We start from the raw sequence: 25302 nt of genomic DNA, 5'->3' as shown, positions 1-25302 counted from the left end.
CGGTGCGGACGCCGTCCGGTCGGTCTCGGCCGCGGGGTTCCTCGTCTCCACCATGCGTTACAGTGTGACACGAACTGTCAAGCAGTAAGCCCGAGGGGAAACGTGCCGGAGCCCGAGACCGTCGACGACGCCATCTTCCGCGCCACGCGCGACTGCGTGGCGGAGTTCGGGGTGCGCCGCACCACGCTCACCGAGGTGGCGCGGCGGGCCGGGGTGAGCAGGCCCACGGTCTATCGGCGCTGGCCGGACACCGGCTCGCTCATCGCCGAGCTGCTGGTCCGCGAGCTGCGCGACATCGTGGCGGCGAGCATGCCCGCCGGGGGCGAGGCGAGGGCCAGGCTGGTGACCGGGGTGGTCGGCGGCGCGCGGCTGGTGCGGGCGAACACGCTGTTCAGCAAGATCTTCCGCACCGACACCGACCTCATGCTCACCTACGTCTTCGGCAGGCTCGGCCGCAATCAGCGCGCCCTGATCGAGCTCTTCGCCGCCGCCATCGCCGACGGCGCGCGGGACGGCTCCATCCGCGCGGGCGAGCCGGAGCGGATGGCGACCATGCTGCTGCTCATGGTGCAGTCCGCGGTGCAGTCGGCGGGCACCGTCGCCGAGTTCCTGGACGGCCCCGCGCTCGATGCCGAGCTCACCCGCGCCGTCGACGGCTACCTGCGGCCCGACCGAGAGGACACGCCATGACCGGCGATTCCGCCCTGAACGCCGCCCGCCGCGCCCGCGACCTGGCCGCGCTCGGCGCCGATCCCGCCGTCGACGTCCTGGTGATCGGCGGTGGCGTGACCGGCGCCGGGGTCGCGCTGGACGCGGCGAGCCGGGGGCTGCGCACGGTGCTCGCCGAACGCGCCGACCTGGCCTTCGGCACCAGCCGGTGGAGCTCGAAGCTGGTGCACGGCGGGCTGCGGTACCTGGCCTCCGGGCAGGTCGGGATCGCGCACGAGAGCGCGGTGGAGCGCGGCATCCTGCTGGAGCGGACGGCCCCGCACCTGGTGCGCGCGCTGCCGCAGGTGGTGCCGCTGCTGCCCGGGATCGGCGGGGCGCAGCGGGCCCTGATCCGGGCCGGTTTCGCCGCGGGCGACGTGCTGCGCCGCGGTGCGGGCACCGCGGCGGCCACGCTGCCGCGCTCACGCCGGATCGCCGCCGCCGAGACGCTGCGGCTGGCGCCGACCGTGCGCCGGGCCGGGCTGCGCGGCGGGCTGCAGGCGTGGGACGGGCAGCTCGTGGACGATGCCAGGCTGGTGGTCGGGCTGGCGCGCACCGCGGCGGCGCACGGGGCGATGGTGCTCACCCGGGTCGCGGCCGAGCGCGGTGGCGCGGTGCTGCGCGACACGCTCTCCGGTGAGACGGTGGAGCTGCGGCCGCGGGTGGTGGTGAACGCGGCCGGGGTCTGGGCGGACACCGTCGACCCGAGCATCTCGCTGCGGCCGAGCCGGGGTACGCACCTGGTCTTCGAGGCGGCGGCCTTCGGGGGGTTGCGCGCGGCGCTCACCGTGCCGGTGCCGGGCAGTGTCGGGCGCTTCGTCTTCGCGCTGCCCGCGCCGCACGGGCGGGTGTACCTCGGACTCACCGACGAGGATGCGCCTGGGCCGGTGCCCGACGTTCCCGAGCCGACCGACGGGGAGATCGATTTCCTCCTCGACGTGGTGAACACGGTGCTGCGGGAGCCACTGGGGCGGGCGGATATTCGCGGCCGTTTCGCCGGGCTGCGGCCGCTGCTGCGCACCGAGGGCGGGGCCACCGCCGACATCTCCCGCAGGCACGCGGTGCTGGTCGCGCCGAGCGGGATGGTGACGGTGGTCGGCGGGAAGCTCACCACCTATCGCCGGATGGCGGAGGATGCCGTCGATACCGCCGTGCGGACCGCCGGGCTGGTGGCCGGGCCCTGCCGCACGCGGGACCTTCCCCTGGTCGGGGCGGTCTCCGGGGTGCAGCGGGATCGCCTGGTCGCGCCGCAGAATCTGCTGGAGCGGTACGGGGCCGAGGCACCGATTGTCGCCGCGGCCGGGTCCGCCGAGCCGGTCGCCCCCGAAATCGATGTCACGCATGCCGAATTCGCCTTCGGCGTGAGCCACGAGGGTGCGCTGGACGCGGATGACCTGCTGGACCGGCGCAGCCGGATCGGCCTCGTCCCCGCCGACCGGGAAGCCGCGCTGCCCGCCGCCGAAGCGGCCTTCGCCTGAACCGGCGTTCGACACAGGCACGACCGCCGAGGTGTCGCACGCGGGGCAGCCCGGGTCGCAGCCTTCCCTTCGGCGGGCGCCTCCGGGCGCAGTCGCCGAATCGGCGCCGGTGGCTTCGGTCCGGGGCGACTCGCGCGACATCCCTCAGTCGGACAGCGGACGCCAGTCGGCGAGCTCCGCTCGCATGCAGGCGCGCGGCCAGCGGTCCAGACCGTGTGCGGCCTCGGCGGCGCGCAGCGCGCGCAACCCCGGCGTCTCCTCCTCCGGCGCGAGGAAGGTGAAGCCGAGCGTCCGGTAGTACGGCCCGTTCCACGGCACCTCGACGAAGGTGGTCAGGGTGAGCGCGGTCAGGCCGCGCGCGACCGCCCAGGCGGCGGCGTGGTCGAGCAGCCTGCGGCCGATGCGGCTGCCGCGCAGCGCCGGGTCGACCGAGACCTGGTCGATGTGCGCGGCGCCGTCGACCAGGTCGAGCACCAGGTAGCCGACGGGACGCCCGCCCTCGGCCCAGACCCAGGCCCGCCCGGCCGCGACGTACTCGCCGAGCACCTCCAGCGTGGGCGGATCGTCCTCCGCCACCGCGTGCATGCCGAGCGTCGCGAAGGGCTCCCCCGACGCCATCTCGAGTTCCTGCAGGACGGGCAGGTCGGCGGGGACTGCGGGGCGGATCACGGGTCGCACCCTAGCCGCGCGGCCCGCTTCCGCGCGCCCCTTTTCCACCCGGCGCGGACAACCCCTGCGGTGCCCTTCGCCACCCGCCGACCGGGCACGGGGCCGGACGGCCGCCTCTATGCTGGCTGGGGATGTCGGTGCCGGCGCCGGGAAGGAGGGCGCGAATGCGCAGTGAAACGTCCACCGTCGGGATCGTGCCCGGCACGGGGCTCGTCGCCCGATTCGGCGGGGTCGTCGTCTTTCTGGCCGACGCCAATGCCGCCACCGACCGGATACTCGGCGCGGTGCGCGCGGCCGCCGACGGGGAGCGGCCGGGGCCCGCGATCGCGCAGCGGCTCGCCGCCGTCGTCTTCGCCGGGAGCGCGGAGCCGCCGCCGTTCGGCGTGGTCGCGCCGAACCCCGACGGGACCCTGCTGCTGCTCCGCGGGCCGGTGAGCGCGCAGCTGCACGGGGCCGAGGGGTTGCGCACGCTCGCCGGGGAGCGGGCCTTCACCTGGGTGGACGAGATCGTCCGGGAACCGGTGCGCACCATCTCCGTCGGTCCCGACGAGGCGTTCCCGCTCGCCGTCGCGGCGCACAGCGATCTGCGCGAGGGCGTGGTGCCCGGCGGCGGTTTCGTCCTGCGGGCCGCCCTGCGCAAGGCGGGTGGACGCAAGGCCGCCACCCGCCGCGCCCCCAAATCCGCCGCGGGCGAGCCACCCCCGACCCAGGCCTCCGGCTTCGCCGCCACCCCCGAGCCGACCGGTGCCGAGGTGGCCGTTTCCGCGGGACCCGCCACCGCCGCGGAGGCGGCCGTGCCCGGCACCTCCGCGACCACCGTCCGCTCCGGCAGGGGCCGCAAGGCGACCGGCGGCTCGACCGCAGGCAGCCGCCCGGCCACCGGCCACGCAGCCGCAACCGGCTACTCCCCCGCCGACGCCGCCGCCGCGACCGGCCACCCCGGAACCGCGTCCGCCCACGCCGCCGCGAGCGACCCGGCCCCGACCGGGTACGCAGCCCCAGCAACCGGCCACGCCGCGGCCGGCCCCGCACCCGCAACCGGCCACGCCGCAGCGGCGACCGGCTACACCCCGGTTGACGCCGCCGAGCCCACCGGCCACAACCCCGCCGGAACCGGACACACCCCGGCGGGCGCACCCTCCCCAACGGGGCACAACCCCGCGGGGGCACCGGCCTCTAGCACCCACTCCCCGGCCGGGATCCCCCTCGCGGGCACACCGTCCGCAACAGGCCACGCCGCGGCGGCAACCGGACACACCCCCGCGAGCCCACCCTCCGCAACGGGTCACGCGGCGGCGACCGGCCATACCCCGGCCGGAACCGGCCACAACCCCACCTTCCCGCCCAACGACGCCGACCCCACCGCCAAGGCCCCGCCCCGCCCCGACCCCCCGCGCCCACTCGCCTGGTCCCAGGTCCCGGATGCCCCCCACACCTTCGCGCCGCGCACCGGCAGCGCACCCCCGTCCGCCCGCATGTTCCCCCCGCGCGCGGGCGAGTCCCCCGGCCGGGACGCGCGGGGCAGGGTGGCGCTGCGCAAGGCGACGGGCAGCGGAACCAGGGTCATGCCGGTGGTGCCGGAGCCGGAGAGCGGCGCGCTCGGCGCCCTGGTCCTGGACGGCACCGCCTACCCGCTCGACCGCCCGTACGTCATCGGCCGCGGCCCGCAGACCGACGCCGCCGTCAAGGCCGCCGCCGCCGCCCCGCTGGTGCTCCCGCGCGACCGGCACGTCTCCCGCGTGCACGCCTACGTCGATATCGACAACGGCAACGTCTTCGTCCGCGATGCCGGGACCGGCGCCGGAACCTTCGTGGCGGCGCCCGGCACCGACGAGTGGGCGCGCATCGGCACCGACCGCACCGAGCTCCCGCCGGGCGCCAGGGTGCGGATCAGTGACCGGGTACTCACCTACCTCCCGGACCAACCCCACTGACACATCCCACGATTTGGCGGACAATGTCGGGTATGCATCGCAACAGCCCCCGGACCGACATCGACGAAGCCGCGCTGGAGGTCAGCGCGCCGAAGCAGCAGGCGGCCGGGGTCACGGCGGTGGCGGTGGCGCTCAAGCGCTCGGTCGAGGAGATGGGCGTCGTCCGCACCGCCCGCACCCTGACCAGGCTGAACCAGGTGCACGGCTTCGACTGCCCCGGCTGCGCCTGGCCGGAGCCCTCCGGCCACCGCCGCCCCGCCGAGTTCTGCGAGAACGGCGCGAAGGCGGTGGCCGAGGAGGCCACGCTGCGCACCGTCGACCCGGAGTTCTTCGCCGCGCACTCGATCGCCGAGCTCGAGCACAAGTCCGGCTACTGGCTCGGCCAGCAGGGCCGGATCACGCACCCCATGGTGCTGCGCCCCGGCGACACCCACTACCGCCCGATCACCTGGGACGACGCCTATCGCCTGGTCGCCGATGCCCTGCGCAGCCTCGGCTCCCCGGACGAGGCCGTCTTCTACACCTCCGGCCGCACCGCCAACGAGACCGCCTTCCTCTACCAGGCCCTGGTCCGCGCCTACGGCACCAACAACCTGCCGGACTGCAGCAATATGTGCCACGAGTCCTCCGGCACCGCGCTCTCCCGCGCGATCGGCATCGGCAAGGGCTCGGTCTCCATCGACGACTTCCCGAAGGCCGACCTGATCATCGTGGCCGGGCAGAACCCCGGCACCAACCACCCGCGCATGCTCAGCGCGCTCGGCGAGGCCAAGAAGGCGGGCGCGACGGTGGTGGCGGTGAACCCGCTCCCGGAGGCCGGGCTGCTCGCCTTCCGCGACCCGCAGACCCCGCGCGGCCTCGTCACCGGCATCGATATCGCCGACGATTTCCTGCAGATCCGGCTCGGCGGCGATATGGCGCTCTTCCGCGGCCTGGCCCGGCTGCTCTTCGAGGCCGAGGACCGGGCGCCGGGCACGGTCATCGACCGCGACTTCGTCGAGCGGCACACCGCGGGCTTCGCCGAGTACGAGCGGCAGGCCCGCGCGGCCGACCTCACCCTGGTCGAGCGGGCCACCGGGCTGACCCGCGCGCAGCTGGAGCGCACCGCGCACCGGCTGGCCACCTCGCGCGGCACCATCATCTGCTGGGCCATGGGGCTCACTCAGCAGGCGCACGGCGTCGCCACCATCGAGGAGGCCACCAACCTGCTGCTGCTGCGCGGCATGATCGGCAAGCCGGGCGCCGGGGTCTGCCCGGTGCGCGGCCACTCCAATGTGCAGGGCGACCGCACCATGGGCATCTGGGAGAAGATGCCGGAGCCCTTCCTGGCCGCGCTCGACCGCGAGCTCGGCATCACCAGCCCGCGCGCGCACGGCTTCGACACCGTGGCCGCGATCAGGGCCATGCGCGACGGCAGGGCCAAGGTCTTCATGGCGATGGGCGGCAATTTCGCCGCCGCCTCGCCGGACACCGAGGTCACCGAGGCCGCGCTGCGCTCCTGCGAGCTCACCGTGCAGGTCTCCACCAAGCTCAACCGCAGCCACGTGGTGCACGGCCGCACCGCGCTCATCCTGCCCACCCTCGGCCGCACCGACCTGGACGTGCAGGGCGGCGAGCGGCAGCAGGTCTCGGTCGAGGACTCCATGTCGATGGTGCACCTGAGCACCGGGCGGCTGCGGCCGGTCGGCACCGAGCTGCGCAGCGAGGTCGCCATCGTCTGCGAGCTGGCGGCGGAGCTCTTCGGCCCGGAGCACCCGGTGCCGTGGAGCGACTTCCGGCACGACTACGACCGGATCAGGGACGCCATCGCCCGGGTCGTCCCCGGCTGCGCCGATTACAACGCGAAGGTGCGCTCGCGCAATGGTTTCCAGCTGCCCCATCCGCCGCGCGACGCGCGCGAGTTCCGCACCGGCACCGGCAAGGCCAACTTCGGGGTGCACGACCTGGTCTGGCTCCCGGTGCCGGAGGGGCGGCTGATCCTGCAGTCGCTGCGCAGCCACGACCAGTACAACACCACCATCTACGGCCTGGACGACCGCTACCGCGGGGTGCGCAACGCGCGCCGGGTGGTGCTGGTGCACCCGGACGACATCGCCGAGCTCGGCCTGGAGCCGGACCAGCTGGTCGACCTGGTCTCCGAGTTCACCGACGGCGTCGAGCGCCGGGTGATCGCCTTCCGGGTGGTGCCCTACCCGACCCCGCGCGGCAATGCCGCCGCCTACTACCCGGAGACCAACCCGCTGGTGCCGCTGGACCACGTGGCGGCGGAGTCGAACACCCCGGTCTCCAAGGCGGTCGTGATCCGGATCGAGCCGCACGTGCACGCGGGCGCCCCGTCGTGAGCCGGGTGACCGCGCGCCGCCGGATGCGCCGCATCACCCCCGCCGGGCAGATCACCCGGCCGGACTCGCTCGCGGTCGAGGAGCCGCTGGAGATCCGGGTGAACGGCGAGTCGCTCACCGTCACCATGCGCACCCCGGGCGGCGATATCGAGCTGGTGCACGGCTTCCTGCTGGCCGAGGGCGTCATCACCACCGCCGAGGAGGTGGTGAGCGCGCGGTACTGCGCGGGCACCGACGATCGGGGGCGCAATACCTACAACGTGCTCGACGTGCAGCTGCGGCACGCGGCGGCGATCCCCGCGCGCACGGTGCTCACGACCGGTGCCTGCGGGCTCTGCGGGCGCACCGCGCTGGACCAGGTGCACACCGGCACCGCGTATCCGCTGACCGGCGACGGCCCCGCGGTCGCGCCGGAGGTGCTGGCCGGGCTGCCGGACGCGCTGCGCGCCGAGCAGTCGGTCTTCGACGCCACCGGCGGGCTGCACGCCGCCGGGCTCTTCACCCCGGCGGGCGAGGTGCTGTGCGTGCGCGAGGACATCGGCAGGCACAACGCGGTGGACAAGGTGATCGGCTGGGCGCTGCTGCAGCGCCGGGTGCCGCTGCACGACCTGCTGCTCGTGGTGAGCGGCCGCGCCTCCTTCGAGCTGGTGCAGAAGGCGGTGCTGGCCGGTATCCCGCTGCTGGCCGCGGTCTCCGCCCCGAGCTCGCTCGCGGTCGACCTGGCCGTCGAGTCCGGCCTCACCCTGGTCGGCTTCCTGCGCGGCGAGACCATGAACATCTACGCCGGCGAGCAGCGCGTGCTCACCGCCGAACCGCACCGGCTGGAACCCGAGACCACGGCCCGCTGAGCCGGCGGCCCGTCCGGCTCGGCACCCGGCCCAGACACACCCCCGCGCCCCCTCAGAATCCGGACCAGGCCCCCTGCTCGGTGATGTGCTCCAGCGCCTTGACCACGGCCGGGGCGCACCGGTGCGCGTCCTCCGGCCCGAACCACGCCATCTCCGCGATCTCCGCCGCCGGGGCGGGAACCCCGTGCCCCGGCGCGGTGAAGCAGTGCATCTCGACCAGGGTCCCGGGAAGCCCGTGGGCAGGCGCGGTGATCGTCACCACGGGCGTGATCCCCTGCGGCTCCAGGTCGACGCCGACCTCCTCGCGCACCTCGCGGACCAGTGCGCGGGCCAGGGTCTCCCCTGGCTCCGGCTTGCCGCCCGGCAGGTAGAAGGCATCCCTGCCTTCGGTCCGGACGGCCAGCAACCTGCGCTCCCGCAGGCAGAGCCAGGCCACGGAGGTGAGCGTCGATACCCCGGTCATACCTGGAAAATGTAGTGCCTCAGGGAGCGAGCGCGTCGAGCAGCGCGGCCCGCTGCCGCGCACCGAGGCCACCGATCCGGCGGTCCTCGGGGATATCGGCCTGGTCGAGCAGCTTCGCGGCCTTGACCGGGCCGACCCCGGGCAGTGCCTTGATGACGGCGGCCACCTTCGTCTTCTTGACCAGCTCGTCCGAGTCCGCCTTCTTCAGCAGGTCGGCGACGCTGACCTTGCCGGACTTCACCTTGCCGATCAGCTCCGAGCGCGCCTTCCGAACCGCCGCCGCCTTGGCCAGCGCTTCCGAGCGTTGTTCGGCGGTCATCGTGGGCAGTGCCATTTCTCCTCCGCTTTCACTCGTCACATCGAACATCTGAATCAACCGGACCGATTAGACAGCACCGGATCGGCGCCGAACGGCCGACACACCGGAAAAACGCCGTGCGAACGCGATGAATCCCGCCGTCATAGCCCGTCTATACCACTGTGAGGTAACGCACGAACCCGGGATCTCGACATTCGGGGTAGGGCATCGGAACACCGAGTTCAACGGCGAACCCGAGGGAATCGACGACGCTTCCCCCACCTGTTCCGAGCCGGAGAGAATGCGCACCCTGCTACCCTGCGAACTAGAGCACGTTTCATTTTTCGCTCGGAAGCAGAGGTTGGCATGGCACAGCAGATCCGCGACGTGGTGCTCCGGTACGTCGAACTGGTCGGTTCCGGTTCGACCGCGGATATCGTCGCGCTCTACGCGGAGGACGCCGTGATCGAGGATCCGGTGGGCACCGAGCCGAAGAAGGGCCACGCCGAGATCGCCGCGTTCTACGACGTCATCACCGGCCTGGAGCGCTCCACCGAGCTCGCCGCCGGCACGGTACGCGCGGTCGAGGGCCACGCCGCCTTCCAGTTCACGCTGACCACCAAGTTCGGCGACCAGGCCTTCGTGGTCTCGCCGATCGACGTCATGGAGTTCGACGCCGAGGGCAGGATCACGCACATGCGGGCCTACTGGGGCCAGGACGACATGAAGGTCGAGGGGTAGGGCCTGGTCAGCTCCGCGCCGCCAGCGCGGCCGCCGCGGCCAGGTCCGGCACGGTCCGCAGCGGGGGCTGCACCGCGGCGACGGCCAGCAGCCGCTGCACGCCCGGTGTCCCGGCCAGCACGCACAGCGTGCGCCCGGCCTCCTCGAGTTCGGCGCGGATGTCGAGCAGGGCGCGCAGCCCGGCGCTGCCGAAGAAGGTGACTTTGGAGAGCTCCACCGCGACCAGCGGCGTGGGGCGATCCAGCGCGGCGGCGAGCCTGCGGGCGAAGATCTCCGCGGTGTAGCCGTCCACATCGCCGGCGACGGCGCAGAGCGTGAGGGCGGCGCCCGGGTGGGTGACCGCGACGCGGAGCCGGTCGGCGGGGCTGCCGCGCTTGGCGGCGGGCGCGGGCGGCGCCTCGGACTGTCGGGGTGGGGCGAGAACGATCATGCGGACCTCGGTCTTGGCGTTCGCGTCGACCGGGGTCGGCGGGCGGGGCGCCCCGCGGCTCGAAACACGGAACAGGGCTGGTATATCTCAACCTTCCCCACCGAGTACCCGATGTGCGACCTCGCTACACCGAATGTTTCCGAACGCCTGCCCCGGGCGAGCGGCTCGCCCGGGGAGCGCGGAAAACTACGCCGACTTCTCGCGGCGCTCGGTGCGCTGCTGCTTGCGCGGCACGATGGTGGGCAGCACGTTGTCGTTCACCGTGTCCGCGGTGACGACCACCTTGGCGACATCGTCGCGGCTGGGGATGTCGTACATCGCGGGCTGGAGGACCTCCTCCATGATCGCCCGCAGGCCGCGGGCGCCGGTGCCGCGCAGGATGGCCTGGTCGGCCACCGCCTCCAGCGCGTCGTCGGTGAACTCCAGGTCGACGCCGTCCATCTCGAAGAGCCGGACGTACTGCTTGACCAGCGCGTTCTTCGGCTCGGAGAGGATCTTGACCAGCGATTCCTTGTCCAGGTTGGTCACCGAGGCGACGACCGGGAGCCGGCCGATGAACTCGGGGATGAGCCCGAACTTGATCAGATCCTCCGGCATGACCTCGCCGAAGTGGTCGGCGGTGTCGATCTCGGCCTTGGAGCGCACCTCGGAGCCGAAGCCGATGCCCCGGTGCCCGGTGCGATCCGAGATGATCTTCTCCAGCCCGGCGAACGCCCCCGCCACGATGAACAGCACGTTGGTGGTGTCGATCTGGATGAACTCCTGGTGCGGGTGCTTGCGCCCGCCCTGCGGCGGCACGCTCGCCTGGGTGCCCTCCAGGATCTTCAGCAGCGCCTGCTGCACGCCCTCGCCGGAGACATCGCGGGTGATCGACGGGTTCTCGCTCTTGCGGGCGATCTTGTCGACCTCGTCGATGTAGATGATGCCGGTCTCCGCGCGCTTGACGTCGTAGTCGGCGGCCTGGATCAGCTTGAGCAGGATGTTCTCGACGTCCTCGCCGACGTAACCCGCCTCGGTGAGCGCGGTGGCGTCCGCGATCGCGAAGGGCACGTTGAGCATCTTGGCCAGCGTCTGCGCCAGGTAGGTCTTGCCGCAGCCGGTGGGGCCGAGCATCAGGATGTTCGACTTGGCCAGCTCGACCGTCTCACCCCGGCTGTCCCGGCTCTTGTCCCCGGCCTGGATCCGCTTGTAGTGGTTGTACACGGCGACGGCGAGGGTGCGCTTCGCGGTGTCCTGCCCGATCACGTAGTTCTCCAGGAAGTCCCGGATCTCCTGCGGCTTGGGCAGCTCGTCCAGCTTGACCTCGCTCGACTCGGCGAGCTCCTCCTCGATGATCTCGTTGCAGAGATCGATGCACTCGTCGCAGATGTACACCCCTGGTCCCGCAATGAGCTTCTTGACCTGCTTCTGGCTCTTTCCGCAGAACGAGCACTTGAGCAGATCGCCGCCATCACCGATGCGCGCCATCTCGTGGGTCCCTACTTCCTTGTCCGCGTGCAACCGTTGTTCCCGGCTGCCAGCTGTCCGCCGTTCATCCGCACCGCGGCGACGTCCATCCGCGCTGCGGCCCCGCCGCCGTCACGACACGCTCGGTGCCGAGGCGAACACTCGTCGTCACGACGGTCGATCCACCGGTGTGGCGGGCAGGGCGGCGATGTCGACAGCCAGGCTGTCAACCGGGAGCCGAGGTCCCTGTGTCGACCGTACCCAACATCTGCGACGCAGGTCGACAACTCGGGCATGTTTCTCGCCGGGCGTGTGCGTGTTCTCACCGGAACCGCCGCCCGCGCGGCTCCGATACCCACGCGGCCGGGCCCGTCACAGCGACGGACCCGGCCGCGTGGGCGGGTGTTCACTTCTGTGCGCTCAGCTTCCGGTAGTCGAAAACCGTGTCGATGATCCCGTACTCCTTGGCCGCGTCGGCGGTCAGGATCTTGTCGCGATCGGTGTCCTTGCGGATGGTGTCCGCGTCCTTGCCGGTGTGCCTGGCCAGCGTGGTCTCCATCAGCCTGCGCATGCGCTCGATCTCCGCGGCCTGGATCTCCAGGTCGGACACCTGGCCCTGGATGCCACCCTCCAGCGACGGCTGGTGGATCAGCACGCGGGCGTTCGGCAGGCAGGCGCGCTTGCCGGGGGTGCCGGCGGCGAGCAGCACCGCGGCGGCCGACGCGGCCTGGCCGAGGCAGACCGTGGCGACATCGGCGCGCACGTACTGCATGGTGTCGTAGATCGCCATCAGCGAGGTGAAGGAGCCGCCCGGCGAGTTGATGTACATGGTGATGTCACGGTCCGGGTCGAGCGACTCCAGCACCAGCAGCTGCGCCATGATGTCGTTCGCCGAGGCGTCGTCCACCTGCACGCCGAGGAAGATGATGCGCTCCTCGAAGAGCTTGTTGTAGGGGTTCGACTCCTTGACGCCGAAGCTGGAGTGCTCGATGAAGGACGGCAGGATGTAGCGCGACTGCGCACCCTGCGGCGCGGTGCCGGACAGGCCGGCGCGCGGATCGATCGGGTTGACCATGTTCGTCTCCAAAGTCTGTGCGGCAGCCGGACTTCCGGGTCCGGGCGGGGTCTGTCTCTGGTCGGCGGTCAGGCGCCGGCGCCGTTGGCCTGGTTCGCGTGGCTGACCACGTGGTCGACGAAGCCGTACTCCAGCGCCTCGTTCGCGGTGAACCAGCGGTCACGATCGGCGTCCGCGGCGACCTGCTCCACCGACTTGCCGGTGTGCAGCGCCTGCAGCTCGTTCAGCTCCCGCTTGGTGTGCGCGAACTGCTCGGCCATGATCGCGATATCGGCCGCCGAGCCGCCGATGCCCGCCGACGGCTGGTGCATCATGATCCGCGCGTGCGGCAGCGCGTAGCGCTTGCCCTTGGTGCCCGCGGTGAGCAGGAACTGGCCCATGGAGGCGGCCAGCCCCATGCCGACGGTGCGGATGTCGCACTCGGCGAACTGCATGGTGTCGTAGATCGCCATGCCCGCGGTCACCGAGCCGCCGGGCGAGTTGATGTACAGCGCGATGTCGCGGGTCGGATCCTCCGCCGTGAGCAGCAGGATCTGGGCGCACAGCTTGTTGGCGATGTCGTCGTCCACCTGCGTGCCGAGGAAGATGATGCGCTCGCGCAGCAGCCGCTCGTACACCGAATCACTGAGGTTCAGTCCAGCAGTTGCGGATGTCATGCGCACCCCCGCCTGATTGTTTTCCACGAATACCTGCCCTCTCTCACCGGCTCGTCGCTGATGCGCCACACAGCCATCGCTTCACTGTCACAAACATTAACGAAGCAGGGCGGCACCGAACTCCCGGTACCGCCCCTCTTCGCTCACAGCGCAATCACACCGCACACCCGGCGCCGCGCTGCTCGCGGCCTGCTCGTCACTCCGCCTTGGCCGCGGCGGTCTCGTCGGCCTCGGTGCCGGCGGCCTCGACGGCGGTGGTCTCGACCTCGTCGGTCTCGGCCTCCGGATCGCCGAAGAGCTCGGCGGTGTCCACCGCGTTGCCCTCGGAGTCGGTCACCGTGACCTGGCCGACCACCCCGGCCAGCGCCTTGCCCCGGCGCACGTCGGCGAAGACCGCGCCGAGCTGGCCCGCCTGCTGCACCTGCTGGATGAACTGCTCCGGCGCCATGCCGTAGCGCTGCGCCTGGAACAGGATGCGCTCGGTGAGCTCCTCCTGGCCGACCTGGGTGTTGTCCTGCTCGGCGATGGCGTCCAGCAGCAGCTGGGTCTTCACCGACTTCTCGGCCGCCGCGCGGGTGTCGGAGTCGAACTCCTCGCGGCTGCTGCCCTGCGCCTCCAGCGCCTCGGCGAACTTGGCCTCGTCGTGGTCGAAGCCGTGCACGGCGTCGTGCACCAGCGCGTCGACCTCGGCCTGCACCACGGCGTCCGGCAGCGGCACCTCGACCTGCTCCAGCAGGGCCTCCAGCACCTTGTCCCGGATCTCGCCGGCCTGCTGCACCTTCTTGACCCGCTCGACCCGGGTGCGGAGGTCGCCCTTCAGCTCCTCCAGGGTGTCGAATTCACTGGCCAGCTGGGCGAATTCGTCGTCCGCCTCGGGCAGCTCGCGCTCCTTGACCGACTGCAGCGTGACGGTGACGACGGCGTCCTGCTCGGCGTGCTCGCCGGCCACCAGCTTGGTGGTGAACTCCTTGGACTCGCCGGCCGAGAGGCCGATCAGCGCGTCGTCCAGCCCCTCGATGAGCTGGCCGGAGCCGACCTCGTGCGAGAGCCCGGTGGTGGCCGCCTCCGGCACCTCCTCGCCGTTCACGGTGGCGGAGAGATCGATGGAGACGAAATCGCCCTCCTGCGCGGCCCGCTCGACGCCGGTCAGGGTGCCGAAGCGCTGGCGCAGCGACTGCAGCTGCTCGTCGATGTCGTCGTCGTCGATGGTGAAGGCGTCGACCGTGACCGACAGCGAGCTGTAGTCCGGCAGGGTGACCTCGGGGCGGACGTCGACCTCGGCCGAGAAGGCCAGCTCGGAGCCGTCCTCGATCTTGGTGATCTCGATCTCCGGCTGGCCGATGACCTTCACCTCGGCGGTGGTGACGGCCTCGCTGTAGCGCGCGGGCAGCGCGTCGTTGACGACCTGCTCCAGGATGGCGCCGCGGCCGAGGCGGGCCTCGAGCAGCCGGGCCGGGGCCTTGCCGGGGCGGAAGCCGGGGATGCGGACCTGCTTGGCCAGCGCCTTGTACGCCTTGTCGAAGTCCGGCTTCAGCTCCTCGAAGGGCACCTCGACATTGATCCGGACCCGGGTCGGGCTCAGTTGCTCGACGGTGCTCTTCACGGACATGCTCCTTGTTCGTCGTTCGGTGTCGGCATTCGCGTACCTCACCCGCCGGGCCACGCCGCGCGGGGCCGCCGCTCCCCCGCCGCCGGGCACGGGCGAACCCCGGCCCTCGACCGTGGCGATCCCGCGCTCGCCGGACAGCGCTGGTGCGGCGTCAGGCATCCCGACAAGGGTAGTGGACCCCTCGCGCGGCTCCGCATCCGGCGGGTGCTCGCGGGCTCAGCTGCCGATCTGCACCGCGTCGGTCACGAAGACCAGGGTCTCGTTCGGCGCGATCCCGCGTCCGCCCTGACCGTAGCCGAGATCCGGCGGCACGATCAGCAACCGGCGGGCCCCCTGCTGCACCCCGACCAGCCCGGTGTCCCAGCCCTCGATGACCTGGCCGGCGCCGAGGGTCAGCGGGAAGGTCTCGTTGCGGTCGAAGGAGCTGTCCAGCTTCTTCTTGTTCGACCAGGTCACCAGGGAGTAGTTCATGGTGAGCTGCTGGCCGGGCTGCGCGCCGGGGCCGGAGCCGGGCACCAGGTCCTTGGTGATCAGCTGCTTGGGCGGGTCGCAGTCGTCCGGCAGCGTGATGACCGGCGCGGTGCCGAAGCCGCCCTCGACGCCGATGTCGTCGGCGGTGCACTCGCGGCCCTTCGACGCGGGCGTCGCCGCGGCCGAGCTCGCGGCCCTGGCGGAGGTCGTGGTCGAGGCCGCGGTGCTCGCGTCGTCCGAGCCGCACGCGACGAGCGCGCTCGCCGCCACGGCCGCGGCGCCGATCCCGATGATCCTGCGGAGAAATCGCATGCGGCGGACCCTATCGCCCGCCCGGCGAGCGCGGGGCCACCGGGCTAGGCTCGACAGGGGGATTGGCCGCCGCGGCCAGGGGTAGCTCGGCAACCGGGACCGACGGCGTGGTCGGCGTCCCGCACACGGATCCACACTCGCGGCACTGTGCCCGTCGGGGACGGCGCAGGCGCCACCATGGGAGGAGCCCGCGGATGACGCGACTGGCCAGCGCCGGAGGCGATACCTCGGCCGACAACACCGGCAGCGGCGGCGGCGAGACCGTCGCGCCGCGCCCCTACGACCTCGGCGACGCGCCCGGCCCGCTGGACCGCGCGGAACTCACCGCGCTGGACGCTTGGTGGCGCGCGGCGAACTACCTCTCGGTCGGGCAGATCTACCTGATGGCCAACCCGCTGCTGCGCGAGCCGCTCGCGGCCGAGCACATCAAGCCGCGGCTGCTCGGCCACTTCGGCACCGTGCCCGGGCTCAACCTGGTCTGGACGCACGCCAACCGGGCCATCCGGCAGCGCGACCTGAATGCGGTCTTCGTCGCGGGCCCCGGCCACGGCGGCCCCGGCCCGAATGCCTGCGCCTGGCTGGAGGGCACCTACTCGGAGCTGTACAGCCACGTCCCGCGGGACGGCGACGGCATGGCAGCCTTCTTCGCCCAGTTCTCCTTCCCCGGCGGGGTGCCGAGCCACTGCGCGCCGGAGACGCCCGGCTCCTTCCACGAGGGCGGCGAGCTCGGCTACTCGCTGCTGCACGCCTTCGGCGCCGCGCTGGACAACCCGGACCTCACCGTGTTCTGCGTGGTCGGCGACGGCGAGGCGGAGACCGGGCCGCTGGCCGCGAGCTGGCACTCGGCCAAGTTCCTGAACCCGGCGCGGGACGGCGCGGTGCTGCCGATCCTCGCGCTCAACGAGTACAAGATCGCCAATCCCACCCTGCTGGCCCGGATTCCGGAGGACGAGCTGCGCTCGCTGCTGCGCGGCTACGGCTACGACCCGGTCATCGTGGCGGGCAGCGACCCCGCCGAGGTGCACCAGGCGCTCGCCGCCGCGGTGGACGGCGCGCTGGACCGGATCGCCGAGCTGCAGCGCGCCGCGCGCACCGGCGACGCCGGCGCCCGCCCGATCTGGCCGCTCATCGTGCTGCGCACCCCCAAGGGCTGGACCTGCCCGCCGGTGGTGGACGGCGACCCGGTCGAGGGCACCTTCCGCGCGCACCAGGTCCCGCTGCCGAACGCCCGCGGCGACGACGAGCACCGCGACGTGCTGGAGCGGTGGCTGCGCTCCTACCGGCCGGAGGAGCTGTTCGGCGAGTCCGGCGCGCCGGTCGCGGAGCTGGACGCGCTGAACCCGTCCGGCGAGCGCCGGATGAGCGCCAACCCGGTGGCCAACGGCGGCTCGCTCGTGCGCGACCTGCGGCTGCCGGACTGGCGGAGGTACGGCGTCGAGGTGGCGGAGCCCGGCGCGAGCGAGCACGAGGCCACCCGGGTGCTCGGCGGCTGGCTGCGCGACGTCACCGCCGCCAACCCGGACAACTTCCTCACCTTCGCCCCCGACGAACTCGCCAGCAACCGGTTGCAGGACATCCTGGAGGTGACCGGCCGGGACTGGCAGGCCGAGATCGGCGAGTTCGATATCGGCCTCGACCGGCGCGGCCGGGTGATCGAGGTGCTCTCCGAGCACCTGTGCCAGGGGCTGCTCGAGGGGTACCTGCTGACCGGCAGGCACGGCGTCTTCACCTGCTACGAGGCCTTCATCCACATCGTCGACGCCATGTTCAACCAGCACGCCAAGTGGCTGGACGCCAGCGCCGGGGTGCCGTGGCGGCGGCCGGTGCCGAGCCTGAACTACCTGCTCTCCTCGCACGTCTGGCGCCAGGACCACAACGGCTTCACGCACCAGGACCCGGGCTTCCTGGACGTGGTGCTGAACAAGAAGCCGGAGATCGTCCGGGTCTACCTGCCGCCGGACGGCAATACCCTGCTCGCCACCTACGACCACTGCCTGCGCTCCCGGCACCTGGTGAACGTGGTGGTCGCGGGGAAGCAGCCGGGGCCGGACTGGCTCACCGTGGACGAGGCGGCGGCGCACTGCGCGCGCGGCGCCGGGATCTGGGAGTGGGCGGGCACCGGCGACACCGCGGGCACCGCACCCGACGTCGTGCTCGCCTGCGCGGGCGACGTGCCGACGCTGGAGACCATCGCCGCGGCCGCCATCCTGCGCGAGCGGTTGCCGGAGCTGCGGGTCCGGGTGGTGAACGTGGTCGACCTCATGCGGTTGCAGCCCCGCGAGGAGCACCCGCACGGGCTGCCGGACAGCGAGTTCGACACGCTCTTCACCCGCGACCGGCCGGTCATCTTCGCCTTCCACGGCTATCCGTGGCTCATCCACCGGCTCACCTATCGCCGCGCCAACCACAGCGGGCTGCACGTGCGCGGGTACAAGGAGGAGGGCACCACCACCACGCCGTTCGACATGGTGATGCTCAATGATCTGGACCGGTACCACCTGGTCATGGATGTGATCGACCGGGTGCCCGAGCTGCGCGAGCGGGCGGCCGGGTTGCGGCAGGAGATGGTGGACGCGCGGTTCCGCGCCCGTGCCTGGACGCGGGAGCACGGGGCGGACATCCCGTGCGTGGCGGAGTGGAGCTGGCCCGCGGTCAGCCTGTAGGTGCCGCTCGGCTGTGCGGACCGGCCGGTCCGCCTAGGGTGTGCGGCATGAGTTCGGTGTCGCGGTCCGGGGGCCGCTGATGTGCGCGCCCCGCATCGTCCGGTTCGCGCACGACGTGGCTCGGGGGAAGTACCGCCCCGCGCTGGGTGGCTCGGCGGATGCGGCCGATTCGCCCGGCGGAGCTCGCACATCGGCGGCGATCGGCAGGCCAGAGGCTGGCCCGGGCGGCAACACTCCAGCCGCAGGCTGTGCACCCGACAACGGATTCGCGGCGGGCGGCCCGGGCGACGGTGGGCGCGCCGCGGGACGGCCCGGTGAGCCGCGGGCGGGGGTACCGCGCAGGCGGGCGCTGCTCGGGGCGGGGCTCGCCGCCTTCGGCGCGGCCACCGTCGCCGCCGCCGGACCCGCCGCGGCCAGTTCGGGCGGGGTCATCGACCTGACCCATCCACTAGGCCCCGACCTCCCCGTGTGGCCGGGCAACCCGCCGTTCGTGAGCGTCCCGGTGGCGACCTACGAGCACGGCGGCTTCGCCCAGAACGCCATCGCCTGCTGGGAGCACACCGGCACCCACGTGGACGCCCCGCTGCACCGCGTCCCGGGCGGCACCGGCGTCGACCTCATCGCCCCCGAGGACCTGGTGGCCCCGCTCGTCGTGCTCGATATCCGCGCCAGGGCGGGCACCGACCCCGACGCCGCGGTGACCGTCGCCGATATCGACGCCTGGCGCGCCGCGCACGGCGAGCTCCCCGAGCGCGCCTTCGTCGCCGCGCGCACCGGCTGGGAATCCCGGCTGGCCGAGCCCGCCACCTTCCTCAACCTGGATGCCACCGGAACCCAGCGCACCCCCGGCTGGACACCCGAGGCCGCCACCCACCTCATCACCGAGTGCGGGGTGATCGGCTTCGGCATCGACACCCTCAGCCTGGACCGCGGGGCGGAGCGGGACAGCCCCGCGCACACCGCGATCCTCGGCAGCGGCCGCTACGGCGTGGAGATGCTGGCCAACCTGGCCGCGGCGCCGGCGGCGGGCGCGACCGTCCTGGTCGGCGCGCCCAAGCACACCGGCGGCACCGGCGGCCCGTGCCGGGTACTCGCGCTCACCTGACCGGCGTCAGCCCGCCTGGCCGGCGCGGGTGACGCCCCCACCGGCCAGGCGTCGGCGATCACGCCCGCGCCGATCGTCCGGGAGCGGGATCACGACCAGTCCGGCCGCCCGATCGAGAGCGCGTGCTGCCACACCCCCGCCGGGTCGTACCGCTGCTTGACCTCGAGCAACCGCGCGTAGTTCCCGCCGTAGTACAGCGCGTGCCACGGCACCCCCGACGTGTTCCAGCGCGGATCGGCGAGATCGGGATCGGGGTAGTTGATGTAGCTCCCGGCGTGCGCATCGCCCGGCACCGGCACCCCGCCGGACCCCGCGTACACCTCGCGGTACATCTCCCGCGCCCAGCCGAGGAACCGCTCGTCGTCACCCGGCATCCGCCAGGCCGCGTGGATGAGCATCTTCATCATGGCGTCCCTGGCCGGGAAGGCGGTCGCCTCCGGCGCCACGGCATTGATCGCCCCGCCGAACGGCAGGAACTCCAGCTGCGACTCGCCCACCACCCCGGGGTTGGTGACGTGCCGGTAGAGCGCCCGCAGCTGCTCGGTGTCGTAGGCCCGGCGCAGGTAGGCGGCCTTGACCTTGACTCGCGGGTAGGCGGCGCCCTTCGGGTAGTAGACCTTGGCGACGGTGTCGGCGTACGAGCTGCGCTCGATCGGCTGGAGCACCGCGCCCGGCGTCACCCCCGCGGTGATGGCCGCGACGAACTCGTCCACCCTGGCGCGCGCGTCCGGCGCGTCGGCGTCGAAGAAGATCAGCACCTCGGCGCTGGCGACCACGTCGGTGCGGAAGTTCAGCGGGGCGTAGAGCCCGGCGAAGGGGTCGCCGGGCGCGCGGTGCTGCTCGTGGAAGGCGAGGTAGTTGCCGAGGAAGCGGACGAACGACTCCTCGGTGCTGATCGGGAGCAGCAGCCTGCCGTGCAGCATGCCGCCGGGCGCGCGGGGCAGCGCGCGGGCCGGGTCGGCGCCGTCGGAATCCGGCGAGCGGAAGAGGTAGCGGGTGACGATGCCGAAATTGCCGCCGCCACCGCCGGTGTGCGCCCACCAGAGGTCGCGGTGCTCCCCGTCCCTGGTGGCGAGCACCAGGCTCGCGGTGCCGTCGGCGTTCGCGGTGACCACCTCGACCCCGTACAGGTGGTCGGCGACCAGCCCGCGGCTGCGCGAGAGCGGCCCGTACCCGCCGCCGCAGGCGTGCCCGCCGATCCCGACCCCGAGGCAGATCCCCGCGGGCAGCGTGACATTCCACGGGTGCAGCGCCTGGTACACCGCGCTCAGCTCGGCGCCGGGGCCCACCGCGAAGGCGCCGTGCCCGGCGTCCCAGCCGATGCCGGTGAGCCTGCTCAGGTCGATGAGCGAGCGGGTGCGGTCGTTGTCGACGAAGTCGTCGAAGCAGTGCCCGCCGGAGCGCACGCCGAGCGTGAGCCCCTCGCCGAGCGAGCGCTCCACCGCCAGCCGGACCTGCTCGGCATCGCTCGGCAGGAAGATCTTCGCGGGCCGCGCGGTGAACCGGCGGTTGTAGCCGCGCATGGTCAGCGGCAGGTAGCGCGGATCGCCCGCGCCGAGCACCTCCGGCTCGGCCGCCGCCGCGACCGGCATGCCGACCGTCGTCGCCACTCCCCCGAGCGCCATCGCACCCAGGAACCGCCGACGGGTTACCGCCATCTTCTCCCCTGTCATCGCTGCCTGCCTGACCACGCGACACGCTAACCCATGAGCGCGGCGACGGACCGGCATCAGCGCCGACAGGGGGGTGATTCAGGCCAGCGGAATGCGCACCAGCGGAGTACCGGTCGGCTGCGCGGAGCCGCGGCCCGGTTCGACCGTCACCGCCAGCGCGTCGCCGGTCCCGGTGCGCAGCACCACGTTCGAGCCCGGCGTCGGCGCGTGCTCCATCACGCCGACCGAGCGCGGCGTGCCGTCCGCGGCGAGCAGCCACATCTGGTAGCAGTGGCCGGCGGGCGGCTCCGGGAGCGCCGCGAAGGAGACGGTGGCGGCGCCGAGCCGGGCCGACGAGGTGACCGTGAGGGTGCCGCCCGCGGGCAGTTCCGCGGCGCTGCCCCTGACGTCGGGCTGGCCGAGCACGGTGTCGGCGCGGAGCGCCACCGGTGGGCCGGAATCGCGCTGCTGCACGAGGATCGCGGCGCCGAGCCCGGCCAGGACCGCCAGCGCGGCGGCGGCCGCTATCGGGAGGAGTTTCGAGGAGCCGAGGCGCTGCGCCCGGGTCGGGCGTGCGCCGCCGGTCGCCGTAGGGCTTTCCCCGGACCTACCGGTCGCCGTCTCCACTGCGCTCACGGCGCCGCTCATCGCCGCGTCGATGGCCCGCAGCACCGCGTGCTCCAGATGTGCGGGCGGCCGCCGCGAATCGAGCGAACTCACCGCCGCCATGGTCTCGCGCACCTCGCGCACCAGCGCGGAGAACTCGGCTGCGGTCGCCGCGTCGGCACCGCGCAACCGATCATCGATGTGCCTGCGCTCGATCTCGGCGACCGCGTCCAGCGCGTACGGGTACGCCAGGTCGAGGAGGTCCGGCCGGGCCGGCTCCGGATCGCTCATCGGGGCTCCAGTCGTCCAGTACAACCAGGACCGGGAAGCACGGGCCGATCCGACCCGTGCTTCCCGGCGTTCGCCCTGATCAGGCCGGCGGCATGAGCACGGTGTCGATCAGGTAGACCGTGGCATTGGCGGTCTTGACGCCACCACAGATCACCCCGGCGTCGTTCACCTTCAGGTTGTCCGGGGTGCCGGTGACGGTGACCGGCTGCCCCTCGACCGTGGTGTGCGTGCCGACGATCGCGTCCGGCGCCACCTGGTTGGGCACCACGTGGTAGGTGAGGATCTTGGTCAGCGTCGCCGAGTCGGTCTTGAGCGACTCGATGGTGGCCGGGTCGATCTTGGCGAAGGCCGAGTCGACCGGCGCGAACACCGTGAACTGCCCGCTGTTCAGCGTGTCCACCAGGTTCACCTGCGGGTTCAGCTGCCCGGAGATCGCCTGCGTCAGCGTCTTGAGCAGCGGGTTGTTGGCGGCGGCGGTGGCGACCGGGTCCTGCGCCATCCCCTCCACCGAGCCCGCGCCGCTCGGCACCTGCGCGACGTACTCCGCGCAACCCGGGCCCACCGGGCCCGAGCTCGCGTTCGCCGCGCCCGAGGTGGTCGTCATGGCCGAGGAGGAGCGGGCCGACGCCGACGTCGAGGACGCCGAATCCGAGGAGTCGTCCGAGCAGGCCGACATCCCCAGCACCGCGGCCGTCAGCATCGACGCGACCAGTACCGTTCGTTGCTTCGTTCGGATCATCGTCATCCACATCTTCCGGGACGGCCCGCGCACCGAGCCGTACGTTGATTGATGCACGGAGTTCGCGCTACCGCCCCGGATGGATGGGTTTCTCCAGAGATTCCCGGAGATTCTTCGTTAATCGATGCACAGACGACGCAGAACGCGCACCCCTCCCCCCTCGAATTCGAGGCCGGGGCGCCCCTGGATCGGCCGCCGCCCGAGCGGTATCGGGAATTCGACGGATACCGGCCGTGCCCCGCGCCGCACACCATGTGGGTTCGGGACCGCATCGGGAGGATGGCCATGGGACCAGAGATCGTCGTCGGGCTGCTGATCGCCTGGGCGGCGGGCAGAGACCGGCGGCTGGCCCCGGCCGGTTTCGCCGGCGAACCCCTCGATCTCGCCATGGACCGGGTGCACGCCGTCGTCGTCGCCCGGCTCGGCGGCAGCGAGGCGGTCGAGCGGCTGCTCGTCGAGGCGGGCACCGAGCGCGGCGCCGTCACCGGCCGCACCAGGGCCGACGCCATCCACGCCATCGCCGACACCCTCCGCGCCGACCCCGCCTTCGCCACCGCCCTGCGCACCGCCGCCGGAACCCCCGCGCCCCGCCCCACCCCCGGCCTCCGCACCCGCCTCCTCGCCTACGCCCGCGCCCACCCCACCACCACCGCCGCCCTGGCAGCCACCGCCATCGTCCTGGTAGCCGGTCTCATCGGCCTGATCAGCGGCGACGACCTCCCCACCACCGAATCCACCCCGCCGGCCGCGACCGGCGGCCCCGCGGGCACCGGCAAGGCGGGCCCCGACGCCCTCATCGGCACCTGGACCCCCTCCGACGGCACCGCCCCCAAGATCTTCACCACCAACGGCGGCACCTGCGCCGGCTTCGGCACCGCCACCACCTGCACCCTCGCCATCGCCCCCGATCCCGCCGGGCGCTACACGCTCGTGGTCCGGCAGTCGGTCGACAATGCGCTCTACGGGGTGGAGTTCCTCGCCGCCGACCACCTCGTGGTCTACGACGCGGGTGGAGTCCGGTTATACGACCTGGACCGCGCCTGATCCCAGTCCGATCCGAGCGACGACATCCCACCGGTACGAGAAGTCGCGGCGCTCCAGCGCGACCAAGACGGCTTCCGTCACCGGGACTACTACGCGCTCAGCCCTCCCGACTCGGACATCGAGCCCTTCGAATCCGGGGTAGGCGACGGTTACGTGCGGCGGGGACGACGATTCCTTCACCGGTGCATCCGGAAGTACCGACAGCGTCGCCGTGCGCAGTACATCACGCAGCCCCATCACCCTCTCTTCAGGGGTGACGATGAAGGCGAGCGCTCCGTGAAGATCGATGGTCCGGTCGATCGTCAACGCGAACGGAATCAGATCTCGGCACATGCGCTCCGCGCTCGCAACAATCGCCTCCAGCTGTTCCTGGGATGTGCCGAGTCGAGCTATTCGGTCGAGCGTGAGATGTAGCCCGGCCGCCGGAGTGAGGGCGAAATTCGCTGTGTCCAGATCCTGCTGACTGCTCCCGGTAACAGCGTGAAGGTCCGGCACTTGCTCGAAGGTCAGAAACCAGTAGTACCCGAGCGCACCGGTCCGGTCCTTGCGACCTCCGGCGCTACCCATACGCGGCACCACCACGTGTCAGAACCTGCTCGAGCACCCGAAGCTCCGGTACATTCCCCCACTTGGCGGTGGCGTCCCGCATGAACTCCGCGCCGCGGTGGCGAACAGGGAGCATCGGCGCTCCCTGAGCGTGGCCGAGCGCTTCTCCCAAAGAACGCGCCGCCATCTCCAAATCGCCGGATTCGCCGAGCACACGCGACAAGTAAGCGGTCGCGGCATTGCCAGCCCCGAGGTGTGGCAGGCAATCTCGAATGATTCGATGCGCTATCACTCTTCACCGCATTTATCGAGAAGCGGAGATGCGTTGTGCAGCAATGTCAATGCTGCACGGGTGCGCATATCAACGTGTCTTGCGGGAGAGATTTTCATGGGCAGAAAAACTGCTGCACGTACGTTCCACGACGGAGGCGCCCTCGGGATTCCCCTTGGCGCCGACGTATCCCCGGTATCACGACACAATGTGGCTGCACAGCGACAACACATCTGAATCAAGTTCGGCCCGCCTCTGGGATCGAGGCACCATCTGCGCGCGCCTGCCCGGGGCAGAGCTCCGCCGACATTGGTCGGCCTCTTGGGCCGGTACTCGAACCCTGTCACCGCCCAGCGTCTCCGCCGAGTCATCGAGCTGGTGGAAGCCGAGACCCAGGTGTCAGCGCCGCGCACTGACGACCCGCCCCGCACCTTCCGCCTGGACAAGCGCGTGTCGCCCGAAACCGTGGCTGAACTGGTTGCCGCCTATGTCGGCGGCACTCCAACCCCCGAGCTCTGCAAGCGCTACAACATTTCCGAGGGCGGCATCCTCAAGCTCCTGAAAGAGCAGGGCGTGGCCATGCGCCGCCAGGGTCTGAGCGCCAGCCAGATCGACCAAGCCGTTCGCCTCTACGCCGACGGCAACTCACTCCGCGCCATCTCCGCCCAGCTCGGTAGCTCCTCCAGCACCGTCCGTGACGCTCTCCTTGCCCGCGGCGTCACCATGCGCCCGGCCCGGAAGTAGCCCACCCGCCGGCCGTGCTCGCCCTGGCCGCGAAAGAGTGGTGGCACCCATTAACAGACTTGGCCGCGCCGAACGCGCGCTATCCTTGAGTAGGATCCGGGCCGAAACCAGAGGTCCGGTTGCATATACTACTTCGATGACTCGTTGAGCGTCACCAACGA

General features: G+C 72.1%; 24 protein-coding genes. 11 read left to right on the top strand and 13 right to left on the bottom strand.

Features of this window, described 5'->3' with window-relative positions:
• The first annotated feature begins 102 nt into the window (after window positions 1-102).
• Together AB0H71_RS16775 and AB0H71_RS16770 are read left to right on the top strand one after the other, a co-directional pair.
• A complete protein-coding gene (locus AB0H71_RS16775) occupies window positions 103-690 on the top strand; it encodes a helix-turn-helix domain-containing protein (protein ID WP_357021065.1) in 588 nt (195 codons plus the stop codon).
• Window positions 687-2186 (top strand): glycerol-3-phosphate dehydrogenase/oxidase, encoded by a 1500-nt coding sequence (locus AB0H71_RS16770; protein ID WP_357021062.1) that lies wholly within the window; start codon window positions 687-689, stop codon window positions 2184-2186. Before AB0H71_RS16775 ends, AB0H71_RS16770 begins: the two co-directional genes overlap by 4 nt.
• A gap of 144 nt (window positions 2187-2330) precedes the next feature.
• On the opposite strand, the gene AB0H71_RS16765 is transcribed toward AB0H71_RS16770, so the two are convergent.
• Window positions 2331-2855 carry a GNAT family N-acetyltransferase gene (locus AB0H71_RS16765; protein WP_357021059.1) on the bottom strand — a complete coding sequence of 175 codons (525 nt, stop codon included), beginning with the start codon at window positions 2853-2855 and terminating at the stop codon, window positions 2331-2333.
• 164 nt (window positions 2856-3019) lie between these two features.
• On the opposite strand from AB0H71_RS16765, the gene AB0H71_RS16760 reads away from it, so the two are divergent.
• Genes AB0H71_RS16760 through fdhD form a run of 3 tightly spaced genes read left to right on the top strand, consistent with a single transcriptional unit; the run spans window position 3020 to window position 7979 of the window.
• Window positions 3020-4789: an FHA domain-containing protein gene (locus AB0H71_RS16760; RefSeq protein WP_357021056.1), complete on the top strand. Its 1770-nt coding sequence runs from the start codon at window positions 3020-3022 to the stop codon at window positions 4787-4789.
• A 32-nt stretch (window positions 4790-4821) separates the two neighbouring features.
• Window positions 4822-7131: an FdhF/YdeP family oxidoreductase gene (locus AB0H71_RS16755; protein WP_357021053.1), complete on the top strand. Its 2310-nt coding sequence runs from the start codon at window positions 4822-4824 to the stop codon at window positions 7129-7131.
• On the top strand, window positions 7128-7979 hold the full coding sequence (gene fdhD, locus AB0H71_RS16750) for a formate dehydrogenase accessory sulfurtransferase FdhD (protein WP_357021050.1): 852 nt from the start codon (window positions 7128-7130) through the stop codon (window positions 7977-7979). Before AB0H71_RS16755 ends, fdhD begins: the two co-directional genes overlap by 4 nt.
• Window positions 7980-8031: 52 nt before the next feature.
• On the opposite strand, the gene AB0H71_RS16745 is transcribed toward fdhD, so the two are convergent.
• Together AB0H71_RS16745 and mihF are read right to left on the bottom strand one after the other, a co-directional pair.
• Window positions 8032-8442, bottom strand: coding sequence for an NUDIX domain-containing protein (locus AB0H71_RS16745; RefSeq protein WP_357021047.1), 411 nt, complete (start codon window positions 8440-8442; stop codon window positions 8032-8034).
• A gap of 19 nt (window positions 8443-8461) precedes the next feature.
• Window positions 8462-8776, bottom strand: a complete 315-nt coding sequence (gene mihF, locus AB0H71_RS16740; protein WP_067654521.1) for an integration host factor, actinobacterial type — start codon at window positions 8774-8776, stop codon at window positions 8462-8464.
• A 330-nt stretch (window positions 8777-9106) separates the two neighbouring features.
• On the opposite strand from mihF, the gene AB0H71_RS16735 reads away from it, so the two are divergent.
• Window positions 9107-9481: a nuclear transport factor 2 family protein gene (locus tag AB0H71_RS16735; protein WP_357021043.1), complete on the top strand. Its 375-nt coding sequence runs from the start codon at window positions 9107-9109 to the stop codon at window positions 9479-9481.
• Between the two features lie 7 nt (window positions 9482-9488).
• Here the strand turns inward: AB0H71_RS16735 and AB0H71_RS16730 are convergent, their stop codons facing one another.
• The 6 genes from AB0H71_RS16730 to AB0H71_RS16705 form a co-directional block, all read right to left on the bottom strand.
• The gene (locus AB0H71_RS16730) at window positions 9489-9911 is read right to left on the bottom strand and encodes an STAS domain-containing protein (protein ID WP_357021040.1); all 423 of its coding nucleotides are present in this window, start codon (window positions 9909-9911) and stop codon (window positions 9489-9491) included.
• Window positions 9912-10097: 186 nt separating this feature from the next.
• Window positions 10098-11378 carry an ATP-dependent Clp protease ATP-binding subunit ClpX gene (gene clpX / locus AB0H71_RS16725; RefSeq protein WP_357021039.1) on the bottom strand — a complete coding sequence of 427 codons (1281 nt, stop codon included), beginning with the start codon at window positions 11376-11378 and terminating at the stop codon, window positions 10098-10100.
• A gap of 385 nt (window positions 11379-11763) precedes the next feature.
• Window positions 11764-12432 (bottom strand): ATP-dependent Clp protease proteolytic subunit, encoded by a 669-nt coding sequence (locus AB0H71_RS16720; RefSeq protein WP_357021036.1) that lies wholly within the window; start codon window positions 12430-12432, stop codon window positions 11764-11766.
• 68 nt (window positions 12433-12500) lie between these two features.
• Window positions 12501-13088 (bottom strand): ATP-dependent Clp protease proteolytic subunit, encoded by a 588-nt coding sequence (locus tag AB0H71_RS16715; protein ID WP_067654513.1) that lies wholly within the window; start codon window positions 13086-13088, stop codon window positions 12501-12503.
• 196 nt (window positions 13089-13284) lie between these two features.
• On the bottom strand, window positions 13285-14691 hold the full coding sequence (gene tig / locus AB0H71_RS16710) for a trigger factor (RefSeq protein WP_357021032.1): 1407 nt from the start codon (window positions 14689-14691) through the stop codon (window positions 13285-13287).
• A gap of 222 nt (window positions 14692-14913) precedes the next feature.
• Window positions 14914-15480 (bottom strand): FKBP-type peptidyl-prolyl cis-trans isomerase, encoded by a 567-nt coding sequence (locus AB0H71_RS16705; protein WP_357021029.1) that lies wholly within the window; start codon window positions 15478-15480, stop codon window positions 14914-14916.
• 194 nt (window positions 15481-15674) lie between these two features.
• Here AB0H71_RS16705 and AB0H71_RS16700 point away from each other — a divergent pair, with 194 nt between their 5' ends.
• Both AB0H71_RS16700 and AB0H71_RS16695 read left to right on the top strand, forming a co-directional pair.
• Window positions 15675-18143: a phosphoketolase family protein gene (locus AB0H71_RS16700; protein WP_357021027.1), complete on the top strand. Its 2469-nt coding sequence runs from the start codon at window positions 15675-15677 to the stop codon at window positions 18141-18143.
• A gap of 79 nt (window positions 18144-18222) precedes the next feature.
• Window positions 18223-19248 (top strand): cyclase family protein, encoded by a 1026-nt coding sequence (locus tag AB0H71_RS16695; protein WP_357021024.1) that lies wholly within the window; start codon window positions 18223-18225, stop codon window positions 19246-19248.
• Window positions 19249-19337: 89 nt separating this feature from the next.
• Here the strand turns inward: AB0H71_RS16695 and AB0H71_RS16690 are convergent, their stop codons facing one another.
• The 3 genes from AB0H71_RS16690 to AB0H71_RS16680 form a co-directional block, all read right to left on the bottom strand.
• Complete coding sequence (locus tag AB0H71_RS16690) at window positions 19338-20906, bottom strand: FAD-binding protein (RefSeq protein ID WP_357021021.1); 1569 nt, start codon at window positions 20904-20906, stop codon at window positions 19338-19340.
• 93 nt (window positions 20907-20999) lie between these two features.
• Complete coding sequence (locus AB0H71_RS16685) at window positions 21000-21797, bottom strand: anti-sigma factor (RefSeq protein WP_357021018.1); 798 nt, start codon at window positions 21795-21797, stop codon at window positions 21000-21002.
• A 79-nt stretch (window positions 21798-21876) separates the two neighbouring features.
• On the bottom strand, window positions 21877-22473 hold the full coding sequence (locus tag AB0H71_RS16680; RefSeq protein ID WP_357021944.1) for a fasciclin domain-containing protein: 597 nt from the start codon (window positions 22471-22473) through the stop codon (window positions 21877-21879).
• Between AB0H71_RS16680 and AB0H71_RS16675 the strand changes: the two genes are divergently transcribed.
• Window positions 22400-22588, top strand: a complete 189-nt coding sequence (locus tag AB0H71_RS16675; protein ID WP_357022012.1) for a hypothetical protein — start codon at window positions 22400-22402, stop codon at window positions 22586-22588. The two genes, AB0H71_RS16680 and AB0H71_RS16675, sit on opposite strands and share 74 nt — an antisense overlap.
• Before the next feature lie 233 nt (window positions 22589-22821).
• Window positions 22822-23580 carry a hypothetical protein gene (locus AB0H71_RS16670; RefSeq protein ID WP_357021015.1) on the top strand — a complete coding sequence of 253 codons (759 nt, stop codon included), beginning with the start codon at window positions 22822-22824 and terminating at the stop codon, window positions 23578-23580.
• Here the strand turns inward: AB0H71_RS16670 and AB0H71_RS16665 are convergent.
• On the bottom strand, window positions 23557-24162 hold the full coding sequence (locus tag AB0H71_RS16665) for a hypothetical protein (protein ID WP_357021012.1): 606 nt from the start codon (window positions 24160-24162) through the stop codon (window positions 23557-23559). The two genes, AB0H71_RS16670 and AB0H71_RS16665, sit on opposite strands and share 24 nt — an antisense overlap.
• 613 nt (window positions 24163-24775) lie before the next feature.
• Between AB0H71_RS16665 and AB0H71_RS16660 the strand changes: the two genes are divergently transcribed.
• Window positions 24776-25141: a helix-turn-helix domain-containing protein gene (locus tag AB0H71_RS16660; RefSeq protein WP_357021009.1), complete on the top strand. Its 366-nt coding sequence runs from the start codon at window positions 24776-24778 to the stop codon at window positions 25139-25141.
• The last annotated feature ends 161 nt before the right edge of the window (window positions 25142-25302 follow it).

This window comes from Nocardia sp. NPDC050697, from assembly GCF_040654395.1.
In the GTDB taxonomy this organism is placed as follows: domain Bacteria; phylum Actinomycetota; class Actinomycetes; order Mycobacteriales; family Mycobacteriaceae; genus Nocardia.
The sequence above is the reverse complement of the archived record's forward strand: the minus strand, read 5'-3'. Positions and strand labels throughout refer to the sequence as shown.